Here is a 21,095-nt window from a genome sequence, read left to right on the forward strand (position 1 = left end):
GGAGGCCGTCAGTTGAGTTGGAAGTTGTAGCGGTCGAGGGTGGTGGCTTTGTGCCGCGCGAGGTTGGAGAGCGCTTTGTTGTAGTCGACTGTGGCGCGTAATTCGTTCCCTTGGGCCGTCGCAAGGTCTCGTTGGAAGTCGAGGACGAAGCGAGTCGTGCTCAGTCCTACTTTTAGCCGCTCTTGCTCCGCCTGCAACTGTTTCTCTGCCATGATTCTGGCTGATCGGGTGGTCTCGATCCGTTTGAAATCCGTCTGGACGCGGCGGACCGCTTCGCGCACGCCCACGATGATCTGCTGCCGCACACTCACGAGCGAGGCTTCGGCGTTCTTGCCCTCCAGCTGCCGCTTGTTGTAGGTGCTCCAGGCAGAGCGGTTGCCGAGCGGATAGCTCAAGACGAGGCCCGCGCCATAATTGTAGTAATCGCCGTTGAAGTTTTTGTTCACGGAATCAGCGTAGTCTTTTCCGAGCCCTGCCATGCCCATTGTGCCTTGGAAGGAGAGGGTCGGGAGGATCTGGTTTTTGGCAAACTTGGTATTGAGGTCGCTCGACTCCATATTCTTTTTCGCCTGGACGATTTCCGGCCGTTGCGCGATGGCCGTGTCGATGGCTTCCTGCAGGCTGATGGGTTCGAGGGTCACGACTGGTTGGTCGAGCGGGGTCAAGCGTAAGTCCTGCCGCAGGTCCTCTTCCGCTGGATTGAGCAGGCGGCGCAACTGATCCTCCTGGTCTCGAATCGTTTTATCCGCAATCAGGACCTGTTCAACCCGCGAGGCGACGGCCGCTTCGGCTTGGAGGACATCGACGATCGACATGACGCCCGCCTTCGCTTTGGCGCGGTTGCTGGCCAGGAGCTCCTGCGCGGCCTTCAGGGCTGCCTCCGCCACTTTCAGGTTCTCATTGGCGAAGACGACTTCCCAATAGGTTTGTTCCACCGTGGCCAGGACGGTGAGGACGCGATCGCGGAAGACATGTTCTTCCACGGTGGCATTGTTCTGCGCGACGCGGATGAAGGTCTTGGTGACGTCAAGGCCGGCGTTGCGGAGCAAGGGCTGTGTGAGCGTCAGGGCGAGGCCGCCGGTGTAAGAAGGGTTGAACAGGAAGCCACTGGCCGCATTTTGATTCACCGCTGTCCGCGCGGGACTGTAGTTCATGTCGACGTTGCCGCCGGTGAGCAAGTTGGTCGTCGCATCGAGCGTGACGGAGTGGTTCCGTTGATCGAAGGTCGTAATCTCGCCCAAGGCGCCGGGGGTTCCGCCGAATACCGGCCGGTTGAGCGGGTTCACCGTTCGGTTGTATTGACCGTTGACGCTGAGCGTCGGGTCGAACTTGGCCTGTTCGACGGTGATGTCGGCCTGTCGGCTCTCCTTCGTCTGGCGGCTGATGTTGATGTCCAGATTATGTTTCAGCGCTTGGAGTGCCGCGTCGGCCAGGGAGATGGACTCCCGCCTTTCCGTGGGAGGAGTTTTGCTAATTTCCAGACTCCAACTGAGTCCAGGTGCCAGGATCAGGCTAAGGCTGACGGCATAACAACATGGGCGCCACCATCCATCTGTTCCTGTATGCTGCTCCATGGCCCCCCCCTGTGATCGACAAAGAATATGCCACGTACTATAATGAATTTATGCGAATCTGTCATGGGCTAAGTTTGGTGAGATGCCAGATCCATCGCGTCACGCAACCTATGCTGCCTGCGGTGTTTTGTGCGCTGGCTCTGCTCGCATGGGGACTGTCGTCGCTGGATTCGCAGGCGTGGGGACAATCGATCTCCAGTGTTCGCTCGTTCGACGGAGGGGTCGCGCCGCTGTTTAATTTAACCGGCCCGGGCAATCTCTATCTCGACAATCAGGGCACGCAGGGATTTCTCTACAATCCCGGAAGTAATTTTCAATCGTATAGTTTTCGGAATCCCACGACCGGCCAGGCCTGGAGCGGGGCTGTGACCACGCTCGGGCCGCAATTGTCGATCGGACTGATCCAGGGCGCCAACCAGGGCGGTTCACCGCTCGTCCTGCCTGGTCCTCCACGTCAAGCTGCGCCTGTGCCGTCGATTCAGTCCAATATTCTCGACGAGATCCCCTAATTGTCAGCGTGTCTTGCTGCGGCTCTTCTCTTTCGGCAGAGCGCGGAGGTATTATGCCCGGATCGAGCAACAGTCCCGGAGCGCAGGGGGCAGCGGGGATTAGATTTGGTTGGCTCCGGTAGCGGAGCGTGAAGATGTTGAGCGTATTGTAGGGAGGGTGCCGTGGCCGCAGGCGACTCAGGCAAAGGGTTATACGATCATCTCTACCGCCGATTCTTTGAGAATCGCGAGTCGCGCCAGGGCTATGATTTTCAGCATGCGCCTGGGGGCAGTGTGCCACCGCCGGTGGTCCCGTTTCGGAGTCGCCTTCGATGGTGGACCTGGGATCGATGGCAACGGCGGAAGGCGATCTCCGCGGCGCGAGACCGGTTCCAGCAGGATATTCTGGATCTTAAGAAGCGGCCATCGAAGTAAAAAGTGATTGAGGGGATAGACGTGAGAGAGCGGGGCATTCGTATTCGGTTTGGGCGCATCGGCAGGGTCTTCCTGCTATGCGCACTGGCTGCTATTGCCAGTGACTGGAGCCTGTCTGTCGAGCGGTCGCAGGCCATTCAGCTTGAGAGCCATGCGGAAAAAGAAGCCAACTTGAAAGATCAGTCCCGGGAGGGACTGTTCAATCGCTGGACCTTCGACCAGCAACAGTCCGGCGAGGCACCGGCCGGATTCTCGATGCTGGGGTTTGGCGAGGGGCCGGCTGCAGACTGGACGATCAAGGGTGACCGCGAGGCCCCTTCGGCGGCCAACATTCTGGCCGTGAATTCATCCTGCCAAGCCGCAACCTGTTACCGGTTGATCGTCGCCAACGGGTTTCAGTATGAATATCCGGATGTGTCGGTCCGGATGCGATTCCCCCTCGACGCCGCAACAGGGGTGGGCGGAGTGGTATTCGGGGTGAAGGATGCCACGCACTTTTATGCCGCGGTGGTCAATCTTGCGACCAAGACGTTGGACGTGAGCCGAGTGGTAGATGGCAAGGAACTGAGACTTGCGCAGGCGCTGATTCTGCCCAAAGGGGTTCCTTGGCATACGTTGCGAATCCAGCGAAATACCACCCTCACCAAGGACTTTATCGAGACCTTCTTTGACGGGCAGTTCGTCGTGACAGTTGAAGATCAGTCGCTGGCGATCGGGCAAGTTGGGCTCCTGGTTCGAGGGGAAACCTCTTTAGATTTTGACAGCTTGCATGCCATCCCCCTGTTTTCACAGCGCCCGCTGTCTGCCCCTGCGGCCTATTAGCGAGCAACCTTGTTTCGCGCATGATTGCGCCATCGCTTGCATTTGAGGGGCTTGAGGAGTACAGTGTCGTTTGTGTGTCATCGCGAAGGGCCTGGTGGTGATACTGCAGAGAGTGACAAGGCCTCAGACAGATGTTGTTTTGGTTTTGTGTGGGAATTTGATCGGAAGCCAGCCTTGAGTCGCCATGGTCTTTGCGTCTTCGGCCCATTCCTTCCTCACTTTGATCTCCAGTCCAAGACAACACATATTTTCAAAGGAGGAGCCCAATGGGTTCTAAGATTTACGTCGGCGGTTTGCCTTATTCCACAACTGAACAACAGCTGAGCGATCTGTTTGCTGTTCATGGAGCAGTGACCTCATCCAGAATCATCACGGATAAGTTCACCGGCCAGTCCCGCGGGTTTGGATTCGTGGAAATGTCCTCGGATTCGGAAGCGCAATCAGCGATCACTGCGCTGAACGGCACTGAGTTGGGTGGTCGCACGTTGACCGTCAACGAAGCGCGTCCGCAGGAGCCCCGCACTGGTGGCGGCGGCGGTGGCCGCGGCGGAGACCGGTACTAATCCTAGCGAGTGTTTCTCACGTCGGGGCTGCCTATCCGGCAGCCCCGCTATTTCCTTCCTAGAATTGCCCATCACTTCGATGCGTTTCCCGGCCCTCTGACGAGGTCGGACCGTGCAGTCCCAGGAAGTTTGCCCCGTACAAGGAGTTCTATGTCTACGTTTGCTGATATGAATCTACAGCCCTCCCTTGCCCAGCGCCTGATACAGGCTGGTCTGACGACACCGACACCGGTGCAGCAGGCTGCCATTCCCGTGGCGCTGGAAGGTCGGGATATTATGGCGCAGGCCAAAACAGGGAGCGGCAAAACCCTGGCGTTTTTGCTGCCGATTATCGAACAAGTCATGCGGCGGGAGGCCTCGGCGCCCGCGCCTGGCCCCTATGCCAAGTCTGGCGGACCGAGCCATTCTGCTGGCCCGAAGTTTCTCGTGCTGGCGCCGACGCGTGAGCTGGCGCTTCAGATTGAAATGGAGCTGCGCAAGTATGCTCCGGCGTCCGTGACCTCCTTGTCGGTCTATGGCGGCACGCCGATCGAACGGCAGTACCGCGCGTTGCAACGGCCTCCCTTGGTGGTGGTCGGAACGCCGGGCCGGTTGCTCGACTTGGCCGGGTCCGGTCACTTGAAGTTGGGCGGCGTGACGTTTCTCGTGATGGATGAAGCCGATCAGATGTTGGACCGCGGATTCCTGCGCGACATCCAGCGGATCATCCGTCTCCTTCCAGCTGAGCGTCAGACGCTGTTGTTCTCCGCGACATTTTCGGGGGACATTCAGACGCTCGCGCAGAGCATGCAGCGCGATCCCGCGCGCATCGCGGTTGACCCTGGGATCAACAGTCCGACGACGATCGTGCATGCCTACTATGTCGTGCCGGGAGACCAGGTGCGCACACAGCTCGTGCATACCTTGCTCCATGCGTTGAAGGGTGGGGAGCGGTCGATGGTGTTCTGCGATCAAAAGTATAAGGTGCGGCGATTGGCGGCCCATTTGGGCGGGGAACCGTCTTCGATCGGTTCCTTGACCGGCAACCATAGCCAGGCACAGCGGGAACGGACGCTCGGCGCCTTTCGGGCCGGCAAGATCCGCTCGCTCGTGGCGACCGATGTGGCAGCCAGAGGCCTCGATATTCAGGATGTGGTGCAGGTGATTCATTATGAGTTGCCGACCAATCCGAATTCGTATGTCCACCGGACCGGCCGGACCGGTCGCGCAGAGAAGGAAGGGTCGACCTTCCTGATTCTCTCGCAGTCAGAAGAGCGAGAGTATCTTCGCATGGTGAGACAGTTGAAGATCGAGACGACGAAGCTCGCGCTTCCCGTGCTGGCCGCTCTTCCCACTCCGGCTCCTATGCCGGCGAGCGACTATCAGGATCCTCGCGCGCGGCCCCGCCGAAGCTCGGAGCCGGCTGGTCGACGCTCCTTCGGGGGTGAGAACCGTGGTTCCGCTCATAGACCGGGAGCCCCGGTCGGCGCGATCAGGCATTCACGCTACTAAGACACTCAGCTGCTGCCGGCCCCGAAAGGGGCCGGTGGTGTGTTGAGGGCCAGTCCCTCTCCCCTGGCGCGCTTCTGTGCGTACGCGCTGTTCGATGGTAAGATAACGGCTGAAAGGTCGTTCCATGCCGCTGTTCCAACTCGAAGCCCCATTCAAGCCCTGCGGAGATCAAGGCCAGGCCATCGACAAGCTGGTGGCCGGGATTACGGCTGGCCGAAAGCATCACACGTTGCTGGGTGTCACCGGGTCCGGCAAGACCTTTACCATGGCCAACGTGGTGGCGCAGGTGCAGAAGCCCACCCTGGTGCTGGTCCATAACAAGACGCTGGCCGGTCAGCTCTATCAAGAGTTCAAACAGTTCTTTCCCCACAACGCGGTGGAGTATTTCGTCAGTTACTACGATTACTACCAGCCGGAAGCCTACATCCCGCAAAGCAACACCTATATCGCCAAGGACGCCTCCGTGAACGATGCGATCGATCAGATGCGGCATGCGGCGACGTCCGCGCTGCTTCAACGGAACGACGTGCTGATCGTCTCGTCGGTCTCCTGCATCTACGGCCTGGGGTCGCCGGAGGTCTACCACGAGATGGTGATCTTCCTCGAAGAGGGGATGGAGATGAGGCGGGAGAAGATTCTGGCCAAACTGGTCGAGATTCAATATGCCCGCAGTGATGTGGATTTTCATCGCGGCACCTTCCGGGCCCGCGGCGATGTCATCGAGATTTTCCCCGCGTCGAATGACGCGGTGTCCGTCCGGATCGAGCTGTTCGGCGACGTGGTCGACGCCATTCACGAAATCGACCCGCTTACGGGGAAGTCGCTCGGGAAGCTGCCGAAAGTCGCGATCTATCCGAACACGCACTATCTCATTGCGCCGGATCGGTACGAGCGGGCGATTACGGGCATCGAAGAAGAACTGGATGAACGCGTCGCCTATTTCAAGAAACAGAATCAGCTCGTGGAGGCCCAGCGGATCGCGCAACGCACCAAGTTCGATCTGGAAATGATCCGGGCGATGGGCTATTGCCACGGCATCGAGAACTATTCGCGGCACCTCAGTGGCCGCGCGCCAGGCGAACAGCCGCCGACGCTCATCGACTATTTCCCCAAAGACTTTTTGCTGATCGTGGATGAATCCCATGCGACGGTTCCCCAGGTCGGCGGGATGTACGAGGGGGACTACTCGCGGAAGCGGACCTTGGTCGAGTACGGTTTTCGATTGCCGTCGGCGGTCGATAACCGGCCGCTCAAGTTCGCCGAGTTTGAGCAATGTCTCGCGCAGGCGGTGTACGTGTCCGCGACGCCGGGCCCCTATGAGCTGGGGCATACGGTGGGAGAAGTCGTCGAGCAGATCATCCGCCCGACCGGTCTGATGGATCCGGTCATCGAGGTGCGACCGGCTAAGGGCCAGGTCGATGATCTCCTGGGCGAAGTGCGGGCTGAAGTGGCGCAGGGCGGGCGGGTATTGATCACCACCTTGACCAAACGCATGTCGGAGGATTTGAGCGAGTACTACCACGATCTCGGGATTAAGGTGCGTTATCTGCATTCCGACATTAAGACGTTGGAACGGGCTGAGATCATCCGCGACCTGCGGCGCGGGGTATTCGACGTGCTGGTGGGGATCAATCTGCTGCGTGAAGGATTGGACCTCCCGGAGGTCACGCTGGTGGCGATTCTGGATGCGGACAAGGAAGGCTATCTTCGGTCCTATCGATCGTTGATCCAAACGGCCGGGCGGGCCGCGAGGAATCTGCGGGGCCATGTAATTTTGTACGGGGATACCGTTACGGCGTCGATGCAAATGGCGATCGATGAGACAGGGCGCCGGCGCACGATTCAGGCAGACTACAATGCCAAACACGGCATCGTGCCCACGAGCATCACGAAGGATGTGCGGTCCCTCGACTATGCCACAGCGGAAGTGGATATAGCGCAGCTGGATTTGGTCGCGGAGTCGCCGGCCCTCTATGGAGCGGAGGAAGTCACCGAACAGGTCATCAAACGGCTGGAGTTGGAGATGAAAGCCGCCGCCAAGAAGTTGGAGTTTGAGAGGGCTGCAGCCATCCGAAACAAGATTCGCGCGTTGAAGCTGAGAGAGTTAGAGCTGAAATCGGATGTCTAGCGGGTTGCAGAAAGATTGTTCCGGTAAGCAGCGGTTCAATAGCCTGTACGTCAGGAAAAAGAGGAGAGCGGCTTCGCAGGCTGCTCAAAAAGGCCGTCCAGCAAGGCCGCAGCCGATGAAAGCACCGGAGGCGTAGCCTCTGGCTACGTTGAGGATGCTTTCGAGGCGAGAACGAAGCTGGCGGGCTTTTTCAGCAGCCTGTTAAACGTTTTTGTAGAGATAGATGCCCAAGAACATTCCGAGGAGGCTGAGTAAGTTGATTTTCAGAACCAAGCCAAACGTGAGCTTGATGAGGACCAGGTCGATCGTCAGCGGTGGACTGATGCCCGGGTTGAAATTGCTGGAGAAAATCGCCTGAATCGCGCCCTGTGGGGCCATGACCCGGAGGATTTCCCCAAAGACGCCGCCTAATAGTCCGCCGATGAGCACAAAAACGAGCAAAATCAAGGGTGATTTCTTCACGGCAACCGCCTCATAAGTCTTTGTGTAGTCTCAGGAGATAACGATAGGACCATAGCGAAAGGTCTCCAACATGTCAATAAAATGTACGGGCTAAACTACCCGGTCCAGGGGCCCGCTCTCCCTTGACTTCATCCCGTTTAGTCCTTTAGACTCCCCGATGCTCTTTTGCTAGAATTTTCGAGGTGATCGGAGATTTGGAGCTAGGGGTTTCGATTGCCTTTTGCTATGTGGCGGTATGCTCGATTCTCTCAGCGAAAAGTTTGAGAAGATTTTCAAGAAGCTGCGCGGTTCTGGAGTTCTGACAGAACAGAACATCGCGGAAGCCTTGAAGGAAGTTCGTCTGGCGTTGCTTGAAGCCGACGTCAACTTTAAGATCGTTAAGGATTTCATCGAGCGGGTTCGGGTCAAGGCAGTTGGGCAGGAAGTCCTTCAGAGTTTGACCCCCGGCCATCAAGTGGTCAAGGTCGTCTGGGACGAGCTCTGTGAGATGATGGGCCGCGAGCGGGCCGGGTTGGCGTTGGCCTCGCATCCTCCCACTGTCGTGATGATGGTCGGGCTGCAAGGAGCCGGAAAGACCACGACCTGCGGCAAGCTCGGGCGGTATTTTAAGGCGCAGGGGAAGCGGGTGCTTCTAGTTGCGGCAGATCCTCGGCGACCGGCAGCCGGCGATCAGTTGGCGAGTCTGGGTCGCGACCTTGAGATCGACGTGCATCGAGTCGATCCGGCCCAGGCTTCCCATACGGATGTCGTCCGCATTTGCCAGGCCGGCGTGGAGCGTGGACGGGAGCAGGGGTACGATCTCGTCGTCCTGGATACCGGCGGCCGTCTCCATATCGACGATGAGTTGATGGGAGAGTTAGTATCGGTGAGAGCTGCCGTGCAGCCGCATGAAGTACTCTTGGTGGCCGATGCCATGACGGGCCAGGATGCGGTCACGATGGCCAGCCAGTTCGATCAACGGATCGGCCTGACCGGCATCATCCTGACCAAGGTGGAAGGCGACGCCCGGGGCGGGGCGGTGTTGTCGATCCGGGCGGTGACCGGCAAGCCGATCAAGTTTTTGGGCGTGGGCGAGAAGTTGGACGCGCTGGAGTTGTTTCATCCCGACCGGATGGCCTCGCGCATCCTCGGCATGGGCGACGTGCTCTCGTTGATCGAAAAGGCCCAAGAGACCTTTACGATCGAGCAGGCGGCGGATGCGCAGAAGCGGTTGACCAGCACGACGTTCACGCTGGAAGACTTCCGCGCTCAGTTGAGTCAGGTCAGTCGTCTGGGTTCGCTGGACCAGATTTTGGGGATGCTGCCGGGCGGCCAGAAGCTCAAGGGGGCGATGGACGGGCAGATGCCTGAGCGGGAGATGAAGCGGGTCACGGCGATGATCGACTCGATGACGGCGCGCGAGCGGCGTGATCATACGCTCATCAACGGAAGCCGGAAGAAGCGGATTGCCCGGGGCAGCGGAACGAAGGTGGAAGAAGTGAATCGGTTAATTAAGCAGTTTCTCTCGGCGAGGAAAATCGCCAAGGTTATGGCAGGGTCGGGAGGCCGCCGGCAGTTGGCGCAACTTCTGCGATCCATGTAAGGGTCGATAGTCATCATCATGGTGTGTTGTATAGAAGGAGGAGTCTAGTGGCTGTTCATTTGAGATTGACGAGAACGGGACGACATAAACGACCGCTGTATCGCGTTGTCGCAGCGGATTCACGGAAGCCGCGCGATGGGCGGTTTCTGGAAATTCTGGGGATCTTCGATCCCTTGAAGGAAGCGGGTCTGCCGGAGTTGAAGCAGGAACGGGTGTTGAGCTGGTTGCGCCAGGGCGCGCAGCCGACCGTCACGGTCAAGACGTTGCTCCGTCGTTGTGGCGTCTGGAAGACGTTTGAAGCGGAAAAAGCCGCAGGGAAAGCCGCGAAGAAGAAGGGCGCGTAATACGTGACCACGGCGCCGGCAGATCTTGTGACGATCGGCAAGATCGAGCGCCACTTTGGCGTGCGCGGCGAGTTCAAGGTGCGATTGTTGAGCGATGTGCCTGGCCGGTTGGACCATCTGAAGCAGGTGCAGGTGGTGGCGCCGACGGGACAGGTGGTCGAGAAGACGGTGGCGCATGTCAGACGCGCCGGCTCGACCTACATTATGGGTTTTGTCGGTGTGACGACGCCGGAAGAAGCTGTGGCGTTGCGCGGGGGGTTGATCCAAGTGCCGCGGCGTCCAGCGGCGACGCTGGCCGAGGGCGTCTACTTTGAGTGCGACCTCATCGGGATGACGGTCGAGAACGAGCGGGGCGACGAGGTCGGCGTGGTGGAGACGATTTTGGAGATACCGGACAATCACGTCTTCGTGGTTCGCAAGGGGACGGAGGAAGTCCTCATTCCGGCCGCGAAGAGCTTTGTGACGTCGGTGGATCTGGTGCGTCGCCGGATGCTGGTTCGCGGGATCGACGATTTGGTTGAGGATCGCCATGCGCTGTGACATCTTGACCCTGTTCCCCGATATGGTGGCGCCGGTGCTCGCGCAAAGCATTCTCAAGCGGGCGCAGGAAAAGGGGCTCTTGCACATTCGCGTACACAACCTGCGCGACTACACGCTCGATCGCCACAGAGTGGCGGACGACGTGCCCTACGGCGGCGGGGCCGGGATGGTGATGAAGGCGGAACCTATCCTGCGCGCGGTGGAACAGATTCAGGCTGAGTATGCCGTGGCCGGTGAAGAGATCCGGTTGTTGTTTCCGTCTCCGCACGGTCGCCCGTTCACGCAGGCCTATGCGAAGAACCTGGCGGCGGACACCCGTCGGCTGGTCATTCTCTGCGGCCACTACGAAGGCGTCGATGAGCGTGTGCGGCTGGCCTTGCAGCCGGAAGAAATTTCCGTCGGGGATTATGTGCTGACCGGAGGCGAGTTGCCGGCGCTGGTGCTTATCGATGCCGCAGCCCGTTTGGTCCCCGGTGTGTTGGGCGATCCGGAGTCGATTGAGGAAGAGTCGTTTACGGATTCGTTGCTCGAATATCCGCACTATACGAGGCCGGCGGAGGTTCGAGGGATGGCCGTGCCGGAAGTGTTGCTTTCAGGACATCACGAGGTCATTCGTCTATGGCGTCGGAAGGAGTCCTTGCGAAGTACGTATCAGAGACGGCCGGATCTGTTGCGGGATCGGGTCTTGAGTCTCGAAGATCAACAATTGCTAGACGAACTTACTCGTGAAGGCGTGGCTGGCACGCCTGTTCGATGTGGGGAGGAAGGGGTAGTCTCATGAATCGCTTAGAACGGATACAGCAGTCTTTCACCAAGCCGGCGGCGCCTGTTTTTGAAATCGGCGACACCGTTCGCGTGCACGTGAAAGTGGTCGAAGGGGAAAAAGAGCGCATTCAGGTGTTCGAAGGCGCGGTGATCGCCCGTAAAGGGTTGCTGAACACCGAGACCTTCACGGTGCGCAAGGTCTCCTACGGCGTCGGTGTGGAACGAATTTTCCCGATCCATTCGCCGATCGTCACGCGCGTCGAGGTCATGCGCCAGGGTAAGGTGCGTCGGGCCAAGCTCTATTATCTTCGCGGGAAGAAGGGCAAGTTTGCCAAGGTCGAAGATCGGGAGTTCGTCGCGAGCCCGAAGGCGAAGGCCGGGGTTGCTCGCAAGGTCGAAGCGCCGGCAGAAGCTGCTGCGGCTCCGAAGGCCTAGTCGTTTTTCCTGGTTCCGTCGACGGGTGCCCGTTCACTGGACGCATCGCGGGGCCGCATCGTGGGACCGACCGACGAATTTGAATTGGAAGCCCGACGGCGCGGCTATCGCCGCATCGCCGGTCTGGATGAAGCCGGACGGGGCCCCCTGGCGGGCCCTGTCGTCGCGGCGGCGGTGGTCCTGCCTTCTCGTTGCCGCTTGACCGGTGTCAACGACTCGAAACAAGTTTCCGAATCTGAGCGAGCGCGGCTCTATGAGGTCATTGTCGAGCGGGCTCGCGGGATCGGTGTGGGGGTCGCCACGGAGCAGGAGATCGACCGCCTCAATATTCTCGAAGCGACTCGCCTGGCCATGCGTCGCGCGCTGGCCTCGCTGAATCCTCCGGCTGATTGTCTTTTGATCGATGCCGTCACCCTGTCGAATCTCGCCATTCCCTCACGCTCGATCATTAAGGGCGACACCCTGTCCATCTCGATTGCGGCCGCGTCGATCGTGGCCAAAGTGACGCGCGATCGCATGATGGCCGCGTACCATCGGACCTATCCCCTGTATAATTTTCTTGCCCACAAGGGCTATGGGACGGAAGAGCATTTGCAGCGGCTTGCGCAACATGGCCCCTGCGCGATCCATCGACGCACCTTCGCCCCGGTCGCCCAGCTTTTGAGCGGGCTGGGCGACTGTCCAGGGACGACTCCGTGACCAGCCTCGACCCCCGGAAGCTCTTTGGCCAAGAAGGCGAGACGGCGGCAGAGCAGTATTTGCGCCGCAAGGGGTATCGAATCGTGGCGCGCAACCTGCGCTCGTCGGTGGGGGAGTTGGACTTGGTGGCGGAAGATGGGCCGGTGCTGGTCTTTGTCGAGGTGAAGGCGCGGCGCACCGATGCGTTCGGCGGGGCCATCCATGCCGTTCATCAGCGGAAGCAGGAGAAGTTGATCCAGTTGGCGGCGCAGTATCTGGCCCGGCACCATCTCAAGGATCGGCCCTGCCGATTCGATGTCGTCCTGCTGCAGGGGGCGGATGCCGACATTTCTCAGATCGAGCATATTCAGAACGCGTTTGAAGTAGCGGGGGACGATCTCCGCTGGTAAAGGGACGATGATCCAATTAATCCACGTGTCGAAACGGTATGATCAGCGGTCGGCGCTCTCCGACGTCACTCTTGAGATCGGCAAAGGAGAGTTCGTCCTGCTCATGGGGCCCAGCGGAGCAGGCAAGTCGACCCTCTTGCGGCTGCTCATCGGGGCGGAACGGCCCGATGAGGGGCAGGTCTTCGTCCATCAGAAAAACGTGACCACGCTGAAGCAGTCCGACATTCCCTATTTGCGCCGCAAGGTGGGAACGGTGTTCCAAGACTTTCGGCTCTTGTCGAAGAAGTCCGTCTTCGACAATGTGGCGCTGCCCTTGCTGGTGCAAGGCGTGTCTGCCGACGACATCAGCCGGAAAGTCATGGAGGCTTTGCGGGCGGTCGGGATCGAGCATAAGCGGGACCAGCTTCCGGCCGGCCTTTCGACGGGGGAGCAGCAACGGGTCTGCATTGCGCGCGCGATCGTGAATGGCCCGGTTCTCCTGTTGGCCGATGAGCCGACCGGCAATTTAGACCCGGCCCTGACCGTTGAGATTATCGAGCTGTTCAAAACTATTAATGCGCGCGGCACGACGGTTGTCGTGGCGACGCATGATCCTCTCGTCATGGCGCAGGCGAATCGGCGGGTGCTTACCTTGTCACAGGGCCGGTTGTTGCCGGAGCAGGGGGTGTCGGCGTGAAGATGCTGTCCTATCTCCTGAGAGAATCCTGGGTCAATATGCGGACCAACCGGATGACGACGGTGGTTGCGATCCTGACCACCGCTTTTACGCTGGCTTGCGTCGGTATCTTCTTGCTTCTCTATGTCAATTTGCGGGCGGCGGCAGGATGGCTCCAGGACGATATCAAGATCATGGTGTATCTGGACGATCGGCTCGCCGCCGATTCGATTGCGAAGGTGGAGCAGCAGCTGCGGAGCGATCATGCCGTGGCCTCTCTGCTGTTCATCTCGAAAGAACAGGCGCTGGGAGAGTTCAAGGCGCAGTTTCCTTCTGAATCTCATTTGCTTGAGGGGCTGGGCCAGAATCCCTTACCGGCTTCCTTCGTGGTCGCGCTCAGTCCATCGTTCCGGTCTTCTGATTTGGTCAAGCGATGGGCGGAACGGGTGAGCCGGATCACCGGCGTCTCCAAGGTCGACTATAACCAGGACTGGATTGACGCGCTGGCCACGGTGATTCGGTCGATTGAGTTGGTTGCCGTCGGCATTGGCGTGATCCTTTCAGCTGCGGCTGTGACCATTATCGCCAATACCATTCGCCTGACCCTGTTTGCCAGGCGGGATGAGATTGCCATTCTGCGGCTCATCGGGGCCACGACCAGTTTCATTCGCATCCCCTATCTGGTGGAGGGGGCGGTGCTCGGCGCTATGGGCAGCGCGCTCTCGCTGGCCATGCTCAAATTGATGTACGAGCTGTTTAGGCAGGAAATGCGCACGACTGGGCGATTTGCCGGGCTTGAGAACCTCATCGCCTTTTTCCCACCGTCTGTCTGTCTTACCTTGATTGCAGTGGGGATGGGGCTTGGGTTCGCCGGCAGTTTCGTGTCGATCAGGCGCTTCGGCGAGGCTAGGACATGACCTGTCGGGCCTGGTTCAGGGTCGGCATGATGGTCTGGGGGCTCCTGGCTCTCTCCTGGCCCATGGATGCAGTCGCCGATCCGATCACTGACAAGATCGAAAAAGAGCGGAAGGCGCTCGAACAGCTTAAAAATAAGATTGAAGAGAAACGTAAACAGGCTGATGAAGCAGGGAAGAAGCGCGAGTCGCTACTGCAGGGAATCCAGACGCTGGATGAACGGTTGCTCCAGTACAAGCAGGCGCACCAGGAGATCAGCCGGAAGCTGCGTAAAAAGGATCAGGAAATCGAATCCATCAATGCGCAGCTCGCCGGGTTGGGCATTAGCGTGCGGGAGCGGCAGGATGCGATTCTGGCGCGGTTGCGGGTTCAATATATGGAAGGGCGCTTCGGCTATTGGAAGACCCTGCTCGCCTCTGACTCGTATGGAGATTTCCAGCGGAGGCTTCAGTATCTCTCGGCCGTCTCCGAGCGGGACTATGCCCTCATGGGCACGTTCAAGGCCGATATGGCTAGGATGGAGCAGGTGGAGCGGCAGCGGGAAGAAGCGCGGATCGGGATGCTCTCATACAAGCAAAGCACCGAAAAACATCTGGGGGAGATCAAGTCGGTTAAGAAGGAAAAGCACGTCTACCTGACCAAGATCACCCAGCAAAAAGAATCCTACGAACATGCGCTCCAGGAATTGGAGCGGTCTGCCTCTCGTATCGATAGTCTGTTGCATGAGTTGGAGACGCGCCGCCGCGCAACCGCAGTCCGTCCTCCCGTCGCGGGGCTTGCCCCGCGGGGAGTGAAGGGGGGCTTGCCTTGGCCAGCCGACGGGAAAGTCATTTCCTTCTTCGGGCGCCAGAAACATCCGACCTTCAATACCTATGTGCAGCGTCGAGGTATTGAGATCAAGGCGGTCGAGGGGAGCGCCATCCATGCGGTGATGCCAGGGTCTGTCGTCTATGCGGACTGGTTGAAAGGCTACGGACTCGTTATAATCCTTGATCATGCGAACGGCTTCTTTTCGCTCTATGCCCATGCCTCGAAGATCCTTGCGGCGGTGGGGGCGCAGGTGGGCGCCGGGCAGTCGATCGGCGAAACGGGCGATACGGGCATGACGGGTGAAAATACTTTATACTTTGAGTTGCGCGAGGGGGCGGAGCCGCTGGATCCTCTCCAATGGTTGGCAAGGCGATAGGGAACGGAAGAGGAAAGGACGTTATTATTATGGAACAGTATCCCCGGAAACGATTCTGGATGGTTGGGCCGACAGTGGTGGTGGCTTTGGTCTTGGGCGTGATGCTCGGCAAAGGCTGGGAGCGGACCGGACATGCCACGGAAACCTATGAAGAGCTGAAAACATTTTCCGAGGTGCTGACCCAGGTTCAAAAGAACTATGTCGATGAAACGAAGGTGAAGGACCTCGTCCAGGGAGCCATCCGAGGGATGCTCTCCACCCTCGATCCCCATTCTGCCTACATGACGCCGGACATGTATAAGGAAATGCAGGTAGAGACGAAAGGGGAGTTCGGAGGCGTCGGTATTCAGATCGGCGTGAAGGAAAACCGCCTGGCGGTGATCGCGCCCATCGAGGGCACGCCGGCCTATCGAGCCGGGATTAAGGCGGGCGATTTCATTACCAAGGTGAACGACGAAACGACCAAAGACCTCACGTTGATGGATGCGGTGCAGAAGATGCGCGGTCCCAAGGGTTCGAAGGTGAATTTGACGATTCAGCGGGAGGGGACATCCGATCCGCTCCAATTTACGCTGGTCCGCGACACCATTAAGATCGAGAGTGTGAAGTCGAAGGTGTTGGACAATATCGGCTACGTCCGGCTGACGCAGTTTCAGGAATCGACCGGACGGGATCTGGGCAAGGTCCTCAAACAGTTCAAAGATCTAAAGCTCCAGGCGACGATCCTGGACCTTCGCAACAATCCCGGCGGGCTGTTGACCGCGTCGGTTGAGGTCTCCGAGCAGTTTCTCCCTGGCGGCAAGCTCGTGGTCTATACCAAGGGACGCGAGAGCAAAAAGGACGAATGGATCGCCAAGGGGAAAGATCAGATGGACGATTCACCTATGATCATCCTGATCAATGAAGGATCGGCCAGTGCCTCAGAGATTGTGGCCGGCGCACTGCAAGATTACGGGCGTGCCGTGATTGTCGGCACGACGTCGTTCGGCAAGGGATCGGTGCAAACGATTCTTCCGCTGGGGGACGGGTCCGGCCTCCGCTTGACGACAGCGAAGTACTACACCCCGAAAGGGCGCTCAATCCAATCGACCGGTATCACGCCTGATATTGTCGTGAAGGCCCAACCTCCTGTGACCGTTGCGAAGGCCGGCGAGGTGGCCCCCGGTGAAAAGGATGGGGAGCCGAAGCAGGCTAAATCTGTTGTCGCACCGGGGAAAGAGCAACCGGCGGCTGCCAAGGGCCAGGACGCGAGCCAGTCAAAGGGCGGCGTTTTGCCTCAGCTTGCTCCCGTCGATGCCGTGGGCGATCCCCTGCTTGAGCAGGACGTCCAACTGCAAAAGGCGGTGGAGATGTTGAAGACCTGGAAGATCTTTAAGGAACTTCCTCGGGCGTCGTAAGAGGGACCGGCTGTTGCGAGGCGGTAATCGCCTCCAGCAGCCGTTCTTCCGATCCTGAGAACCCTGGCACGGTGCGCAGTAGATGCGACCGTACCAGTTGTTCCAGATCGGTCAAGGTGGTGATGCAGAGTCTGGTGTAGAGGTAGGCCACGAGCGATTCGGACAGTCCAGGGAGTTGAGCCCAGGCCTTCACGGTTTCGGGGAGTGGCGTTCTCAAGGCTTCATAGGCCTGGATCCTGCCGGTTTTGAGAAACTCTTCAATTTTATCCGCCAGGTCACGGCCTATACCATCAAGTTCTTCCAGCGCCTGTCGTGCGGCGACTGTTGCAATGTCTTCCTCCAAGCTTTCGATGGTATCGGCTGCCTTTCGGTAGGCCCTGACTCGATAGGGGTTCGCCCGCTGCGACGCTAACCGTTCCGCCATCGACCGAAAGATGGTGGCGATCTGCTGGTTCTGTTGCGGGGTAGACATCATAGGCTGTGATGCTGGTATTGTGACGTGGTCATGGCGGTGGAGGCAAGGGGCGGAGCAAGACCGGGTTTGTTGACAACCAGATTTCTGGTCCCCTAGGATGAGCGGCGATGGCAGAGACGATTCAAATTCAGGTGAATGGCGAAGCCCGGGCCTGTCGGGCCGATGCCACGGTCGGGGATCTGCTGCGGGATCTCGCCATCAAGACTGAACGCGTAGCAGTAGAGTTGAACTTGGAAATATTGGATCGCAAAGATTTCGATGGTCGAAGTCTTCACGCGGGCGATCGATTGGAAATTTTGAGCTTCATCGGCGGCGGCGCGCCGATGGGTTCTCACGTCAGGGAGAGGGGTTTCGTCCATGCAGAATGATCCGTTGATCATTGCCGGTCGTGAGTTTAAGTCCCGGCTGTGGGTTGGGACCGGAAAGTATAAGGACTTTGCCGAAACCAAGAAAGCCATTGAGGCGTCCGGCGCAGACGTGGTGACGGTGGCGGTGCGGCGCGTGAACATCACCGATCGCTCCAAAGAGAACCTGCTCGATTATCTTGACCCGAAGAAGTACATCATCCTTCCTAACACAGCCGGCTGTTACAACGTGGAAGATGCGCTGCGCTATGCCCGTTTGGCCAGGGCCGCCGGCGTGTCAGATTTGATCAAGCTGGAAGTGCTCGGCGACGAGCGGACGCTGTTCCCCGATACGGCGGGATTGATCGAAGCGGCGAGGATTCTCGTCAAGGAAGGCTTTATTGTCCTGCCCTATACGAATGACGATCCGATTGTGGCGCAGAAGCTGGTGGACGTCGGCTGTCCTGCCGTCATGCCCTTGGCCGCGCCGATCGGGTCTGGCCTCGGGATTCGGAATCCCTATAACCTCAAGATCATTATGGAGATGATCAAGGTGCCGATCATCGTGGATGCGGGAGTCGGGACCGCTTCCGATGCAGCCTTTGCGATGGAACTGGGGGCGGACGCCGTTCTCATGAATACGGCTATCGCCGGTGCCAAAGATCCCATTGCCATGGCCGAGGCGATGAAATACGGAGTCTATGCCGGGCGGTTGGCCTATAAAGCCGGACGTATCCCGAGAAAGCTGTACGCGACGGCGAGTAGCCCGATCGAAGGGATGCTCTAGAAGAAGTGCTGAGTGCTAAGAGGTGAGTGCTGAGATGGAAGATCGTAAGAGTGGGCAGTTCGTATACTTAGGACTCAGCACTCAGGACTCAGCACTTCCCCGATGTTGAAACTCTCCAGCCGACTTCTGCTCGTCACGGATCGCCATCAGACGAAGGGGCGGCCTCTCGTTCCGCTTTTACAGCGTGTGTTCTCGGTCGCGGCCCCCATCATTCAACTTCGCGAGCGAGATCTCTCGGCCAGTGACCTTGTCTCGCTTGCACGGGAAGTGCAGGCCCTGACGAATTTTGGCGGATCGCAACTCCTCATCAATGACCGGATCGATATCGCCTTGGCTCTGGACGGTGTCGGCGTCCATTTGCGCAGCAATAGTCTCCCTGTGTCGGTTGTACGGCGGTTGCTGGGGACAGATCGGCTTCTGGGTCTGTCCGTGCATAGCATCGAGGAAGCGGTGGCGGCTGAGTCCCAGGGCGCAGACTATGTGATTCTTGGTCCGATCTATGAGACCCCCTCCAAGCAGGCATTCGGTGCGCCGCTCGGTATTCGGACGCTTGAAAAGGCCTGTCGGGCTGTCCGCATTCCGATTGTGGGGATCGGCGGAGTCACGGCGGTTCGCGCTCGTGAGATACGGCAGGCCGGGGCGTTCGGTGCGGCGGTGATCACGGCGATTCTTGGCGCAGAGGATGTGGAGTCGGCGACGCGCGAGTTGCTTGATGCCGTGACCTGGGCTCCATGACGCATGGTGCCGCTCTCGCAGTCCGGTTGACCACCCCTGGGGCTGGTGATAGAATCCGCTCAGACAAGGACTCCCCGATTCCGTAAGGGGTTTTGCATTCTTCGAGTCGCGCCATGGCTGGCAAGCAAGACAGTCCGAGTCGATTCCGGTCTCTCCGAGATTCCGTCACGCAGATCACGAAGCGGTTGACTGAGGGAGAAACGGACGTGGCCCCACGCAACGACGAACAGGCTCGCGAGGTGGAAAAACTTCGCGTGCAGATCCAGTCGATGGAAGAAGAAATCCGTCGGCTCTACCAATCCCGCTACCAGCTCGACCAAGCCACCAAACAGAACGACAAGCTCGTCGCCACGCTCCAGGAAGCGAAGGCGCAGATTGAAACGTTGCGCGCCGAAGTTGAAAAACTGACCGCGCCTCCCTCGACCTACGCCATCTTTTCCAGCCTCAATGCCGACGAAACCGGCAATGTCTATGTGTCAGGCAGGAAGATGAAGGTCAGCCTGCATCCCTCGATCAACGGCAAGACGTTGCGCAAGGGACAGGAAGTGGTCCTGAACGAAGCGTTGAACGTCATTGAGGTGAAAGGTTTCGATATCCAGGGCGAAGTCGTGAGGCTCAAGGATGTGCTGGAAGGCAACCGCGCGCTGGTCACCTTGCATTTCGACGAGGAAAAGGTGGCGGAGCTGGGTGATCCGTTGCTGGGCGAACGATTGAGCGTCGGAGACCATCTTCTTTACGACCCCCGCTCCGGCTATGTCATCGAAAAGCTTCCCAAGTCTGAGGCGGAAGAGTTGGTGTTGGAAGAAGTGCCCGATGTCGATTATGAGCACATCGGGGGGTTGCAGCGCGAGTTGGAGCAGGTCCGCGACGCAGTTGAGCTGCCGTTCCTTCATCCGACCCTCTTTTCAGAGTATAAGCTGAGCGCTCCTAAGGGGGTCCTGCTCTATGGCCCGCCTGGCTGCGGGAAGACTTTGATCGCCAAGGCCGTCGCGAATTCGATCGCGAAGAAGCTTGGGCATCTCACCGGCAAGGAAGTGCGGAGCTACTTCTTGCACGTGAAGGGGCCGGAGTTGCTCAATAAGTATGTCGGGGAGTCCGAGCGCCAAGTCCGTGAAGTGTTCAAGAAGGCGAAGGAGCGGGCGGCAGACGGCAATCCCGTCATCGTGTTTTTCGACGAAATGGATGCGCTTTTCAGAACGCGAGGCACCGGGATTTCCTCCGATATCGAGTCGACGATCGTCCCGCAGTTTCTCTCTGAGATCGACGGAGTGGAGCGGCTCCGCAATGTGATCGTGATCGGGGCCAGTAATCGCCAGGATCTCATCGATCCGGCGGTCCTCCGCGCCGGCCGGTTGGATGTGAAGGTGAAGGTGGGGCGTCCCGATGCGGTGGCGGCCAAGGATATTTTCTCGAAGTATCTGAGCGTCGACCTGCCCTTTGCCGAAGAAGACTTGAAGCGCCATGGTGGAGATGCCAAGGCCTTGGTCGCGCAGATGGCTGATCTCACGGTCGAGGCGATGTATGCCTCTTCGGAAGAGAATAAGTTTATCGAAGTCACCTACGCAAACGGGGAAAAGGAAGTGCTCTACTTCAAGGATTTCGCGAGCGGGGCCTTGATTGAAGGTATCGTGTCGCGCGCGAAAAAGTTTGCCGTCAAGCGGGTGATCGCGAAGGAAGGCCGAGGCCTCCGGTCTGAGGACTTGATCCGCGCCATTCGGGAGGAGTTTAAGGAACACGAAGACCTGCCGAATACGACCAATCCAGATGACTGGGCGAAGGTCTCCGGGAAGAAGGGCGAAAAGATCGTGCATCTCAGGACGATCAGCGGAGGGCCTGGCGAGTCGCGTCAGATCGAAACCGTCACGACCGGGCATTATCTCTAAA

General features: G+C 58.9%; 24 protein-coding genes. 21 read left to right on the forward strand and 3 right to left on the reverse strand.

Translation table 11 applies throughout. The features are described from left to right. Nucleotides 1-8 precede the first annotated feature (8 nt). Entirely contained in the window at nt 9-1,574 is a 1,566-nt protein-coding gene (locus NT179_08500; protein ID MCX5722052.1) for a TolC family protein, read from the reverse strand. An 11-nt stretch (nt 1,575-1,585) separates the two neighbouring features. On the opposite strand from NT179_08500, the gene NT179_08505 reads away from it, so the two are divergent. The 6 genes from NT179_08505 (at nt 1,586) to uvrB (ending at nt 7,501) form a co-directional block, all read left to right on the forward strand. Continuing rightward, nucleotides 1,586-2,083, forward strand: coding sequence for a hypothetical protein (locus NT179_08505; protein MCX5722053.1), 498 nt, complete (start codon nt 1,586-1,588; stop codon nt 2,081-2,083). A gap of 162 nt (nt 2,084-2,245) precedes the next feature. Then, a complete protein-coding gene (locus NT179_08510; GenBank protein ID MCX5722054.1) occupies nt 2,246-2,497 on the forward strand; it encodes a hypothetical protein in 252 nt (83 codons plus the stop codon). A gap of 21 nt (nt 2,498-2,518) precedes the next feature. Beyond that, on the forward strand, nt 2,519-3,319 hold the full coding sequence (locus tag NT179_08515) for a hypothetical protein (GenBank protein MCX5722055.1): 801 nt from the start codon (nt 2,519-2,521) through the stop codon (nt 3,317-3,319). Nucleotides 3,320-3,585: 266 nt separating this feature from the next. After that, on the forward strand, nt 3,586-3,882 hold the full coding sequence (locus tag NT179_08520; protein ID MCX5722056.1) for an RNA-binding protein: 297 nt from the start codon (nt 3,586-3,588) through the stop codon (nt 3,880-3,882). Between the two features lie 150 nt (nt 3,883-4,032). Further along, nucleotides 4,033-5,373 (forward strand): DEAD/DEAH box helicase, encoded by a 1,341-nt coding sequence (locus NT179_08525; protein ID MCX5722057.1) that lies wholly within the window; start codon nt 4,033-4,035, stop codon nt 5,371-5,373. Between the two features lie 124 nt (nt 5,374-5,497). Beyond that, nucleotides 5,498-7,501 carry an excinuclease ABC subunit UvrB gene (gene uvrB / locus NT179_08530; GenBank protein ID MCX5722058.1) on the forward strand — a complete coding sequence of 668 codons (2,004 nt, stop codon included), beginning with the start codon at nt 5,498-5,500 and terminating at the stop codon, nt 7,499-7,501. A gap of 201 nt (nt 7,502-7,702) precedes the next feature. Here uvrB and NT179_08535 read toward each other — a convergent pair whose 3' ends face one another. After that, nucleotides 7,703-7,963 (reverse strand): DUF4321 domain-containing protein, encoded by a 261-nt coding sequence (locus NT179_08535; GenBank protein MCX5722059.1) that lies wholly within the window; start codon nt 7,961-7,963, stop codon nt 7,703-7,705. A 235-nt stretch (nt 7,964-8,198) separates the two neighbouring features. On the opposite strand from NT179_08535, the gene ffh reads away from it, so the two are divergent. Genes ffh through NT179_08590 form a run of 11 tightly spaced genes read left to right on the forward strand, consistent with a single transcriptional unit; the run spans nt 8,199 to nt 16,870 of the window. Then, nucleotides 8,199-9,545: a signal recognition particle protein gene (ffh, locus tag NT179_08540; GenBank protein MCX5722060.1), complete on the forward strand. Its 1,347-nt coding sequence runs from the start codon at nt 8,199-8,201 to the stop codon at nt 9,543-9,545. Nucleotides 9,546-9,592: 47 nt separating this feature from the next. Further along, on the forward strand, nt 9,593-9,889 hold the full coding sequence (gene rpsP / locus NT179_08545) for a 30S ribosomal protein S16 (protein MCX5722061.1): 297 nt from the start codon (nt 9,593-9,595) through the stop codon (nt 9,887-9,889). Nucleotides 9,890-9,892: 3 nt separating this feature from the next. After that, nucleotides 9,893-10,429, forward strand: coding sequence for a ribosome maturation factor RimM (gene rimM, locus NT179_08550; GenBank protein MCX5722062.1), 537 nt, complete (start codon nt 9,893-9,895; stop codon nt 10,427-10,429). Beyond that, a complete protein-coding gene (trmD, locus tag NT179_08555; GenBank protein MCX5722063.1) occupies nt 10,419-11,210 on the forward strand; it encodes a tRNA (guanosine(37)-N1)-methyltransferase TrmD in 792 nt (263 codons plus the stop codon). Before rimM ends, trmD begins: the two co-directional genes overlap by 11 nt. Then, a complete protein-coding gene (rplS, locus tag NT179_08560; protein MCX5722064.1) occupies nt 11,207-11,629 on the forward strand; it encodes a 50S ribosomal protein L19 in 423 nt (140 codons plus the stop codon). Before trmD ends, rplS begins: the two co-directional genes overlap by 4 nt. A gap of 60 nt (nt 11,630-11,689) precedes the next feature. Then, entirely contained in the window at nt 11,690-12,328 is a 639-nt protein-coding gene (locus NT179_08565) for a ribonuclease HII (protein MCX5722065.1), read from the forward strand. Beyond that, complete coding sequence (locus NT179_08570; protein ID MCX5722066.1) at nt 12,325-12,717, forward strand: YraN family protein; 393 nt, start codon at nt 12,325-12,327, stop codon at nt 12,715-12,717. The genes NT179_08565 and NT179_08570 overlap by 4 nt, the downstream gene beginning before the upstream one ends. 7 nt (nt 12,718-12,724) lie before the next feature. Next, a complete protein-coding gene (gene ftsE / locus NT179_08575; GenBank protein ID MCX5722067.1) occupies nt 12,725-13,393 on the forward strand; it encodes a cell division ATP-binding protein FtsE in 669 nt (222 codons plus the stop codon). Nucleotides 13,394-13,395: 2 nt separating this feature from the next. Next, complete coding sequence (gene ftsX, locus NT179_08580; protein MCX5722068.1) at nt 13,396-14,289, forward strand: permease-like cell division protein FtsX; 894 nt, start codon at nt 13,396-13,398, stop codon at nt 14,287-14,289. Then, complete coding sequence (locus NT179_08585; GenBank protein ID MCX5722069.1) at nt 14,286-15,473, forward strand: peptidoglycan DD-metalloendopeptidase family protein; 1,188 nt, start codon at nt 14,286-14,288, stop codon at nt 15,471-15,473. Before ftsX ends, NT179_08585 begins: the two co-directional genes overlap by 4 nt. A 29-nt stretch (nt 15,474-15,502) precedes the next feature. Continuing rightward, nucleotides 15,503-16,870 carry a S41 family peptidase gene (locus NT179_08590; GenBank protein ID MCX5722070.1) on the forward strand — a complete coding sequence of 456 codons (1,368 nt, stop codon included), beginning with the start codon at nt 15,503-15,505 and terminating at the stop codon, nt 16,868-16,870. Here the strand turns inward: NT179_08590 and NT179_08595 are convergent. Further along, nucleotides 16,845-17,345 (reverse strand): helix-hairpin-helix domain-containing protein, encoded by a 501-nt coding sequence (locus NT179_08595; GenBank protein ID MCX5722071.1) that lies wholly within the window; start codon nt 17,343-17,345, stop codon nt 16,845-16,847. The genes NT179_08590 and NT179_08595 overlap by 26 nt on opposite strands. Before the next feature lie 107 nt (nt 17,346-17,452). On the opposite strand from NT179_08595, the gene thiS reads away from it, so the two are divergent. The 4 genes from thiS to arc all read left to right on the forward strand — a co-directional run bounded on the left by thiS (nt 17,453) and on the right by arc (nt 21,094). After that, the gene (gene thiS, locus NT179_08600; protein ID MCX5722072.1) at nt 17,453-17,713 is read left to right on the forward strand and encodes a sulfur carrier protein ThiS; all 261 of its coding nucleotides are present in this window, start codon (nt 17,453-17,455) and stop codon (nt 17,711-17,713) included. Beyond that, on the forward strand, nt 17,703-18,476 hold the full coding sequence (locus tag NT179_08605) for a thiazole synthase (GenBank protein ID MCX5722073.1): 774 nt from the start codon (nt 17,703-17,705) through the stop codon (nt 18,474-18,476). The genes thiS and NT179_08605 overlap by 11 nt, the downstream gene beginning before the upstream one ends. A 102-nt stretch (nt 18,477-18,578) precedes the next feature. Continuing rightward, nucleotides 18,579-19,211, forward strand: a complete 633-nt coding sequence (gene thiE / locus NT179_08610; protein ID MCX5722074.1) for a thiamine phosphate synthase — start codon at nt 18,579-18,581, stop codon at nt 19,209-19,211. Between the two features lie 113 nt (nt 19,212-19,324). Beyond that, complete coding sequence (arc, locus tag NT179_08615; GenBank protein ID MCX5722075.1) at nt 19,325-21,094, forward strand: proteasome ATPase; 1,770 nt, start codon at nt 19,325-19,327, stop codon at nt 21,092-21,094. The last annotated feature ends 1 nt before the right edge of the window (nt 21,095 follow it).

This window comes from Nitrospirota bacterium, assembly GCA_026387665.1.
Taxonomy (GTDB): Bacteria; Nitrospirota; Nitrospiria; order Nitrospirales; family Nitrospiraceae; genus Palsa-1315.

Bases quoted from the DNA above. Each gene is read 5' to 3' on its own strand.
- NT179_08585 (MCX5722069.1), top strand. From the start codon at position 14,286: ATGACCTGTCGGGCCTGGTTCAGGGTCGGCATGATGGTCTGGGGGCTC.
- uvrB (MCX5722058.1), top strand. From the start codon at position 5,498: ATGCCGCTGTTCCAACTCGAAGCCCCATTCAAGCCCTGCGGAGATCAA.
- NT179_08595 (MCX5722071.1), bottom strand. From the start codon at position 17,345: ATGATGTCTACCCCGCAACAGAACCAGCAGATCGCCACCATCTTTCGG.
- NT179_08590 (MCX5722070.1), top strand. From the start codon at position 15,503: ATGGAACAGTATCCCCGGAAACGATTCTGGATGGTTGGGCCGACAGTG.
- trmD (MCX5722063.1), top strand. From the start codon at position 10,419: ATGCGCTGTGACATCTTGACCCTGTTCCCCGATATGGTGGCGCCGGTG.
- thiE (MCX5722074.1), top strand. From the start codon at position 18,579: ATGTTGAAACTCTCCAGCCGACTTCTGCTCGTCACGGATCGCCATCAG.
- ffh (MCX5722060.1), top strand. From the start codon at position 8,199: ATGCTCGATTCTCTCAGCGAAAAGTTTGAGAAGATTTTCAAGAAGCTG.
- NT179_08525 (MCX5722057.1), top strand. From the start codon at position 4,033: ATGTCTACGTTTGCTGATATGAATCTACAGCCCTCCCTTGCCCAGCGC.
- rplS (MCX5722064.1), top strand. From the start codon at position 11,207: ATGAATCGCTTAGAACGGATACAGCAGTCTTTCACCAAGCCGGCGGCG.
- NT179_08605 (MCX5722073.1), top strand. From the start codon at position 17,703: ATGCAGAATGATCCGTTGATCATTGCCGGTCGTGAGTTTAAGTCCCGG.
- NT179_08520 (MCX5722056.1), top strand. From the start codon at position 3,586: ATGGGTTCTAAGATTTACGTCGGCGGTTTGCCTTATTCCACAACTGAA.
- thiS (MCX5722072.1), top strand. From the start codon at position 17,453: ATGGCAGAGACGATTCAAATTCAGGTGAATGGCGAAGCCCGGGCCTGT.
- ftsE (MCX5722067.1), top strand. From the start codon at position 12,725: ATGATCCAATTAATCCACGTGTCGAAACGGTATGATCAGCGGTCGGCG.
- ftsX (MCX5722068.1), top strand. From the start codon at position 13,396: ATGCTGTCCTATCTCCTGAGAGAATCCTGGGTCAATATGCGGACCAAC.
- arc (MCX5722075.1), top strand. From the start codon at position 19,325: ATGGCTGGCAAGCAAGACAGTCCGAGTCGATTCCGGTCTCTCCGAGAT.
- NT179_08500 (MCX5722052.1), bottom strand. From the start codon at position 1,574: ATGGAGCAGCATACAGGAACAGATGGATGGTGGCGCCCATGTTGTTAT.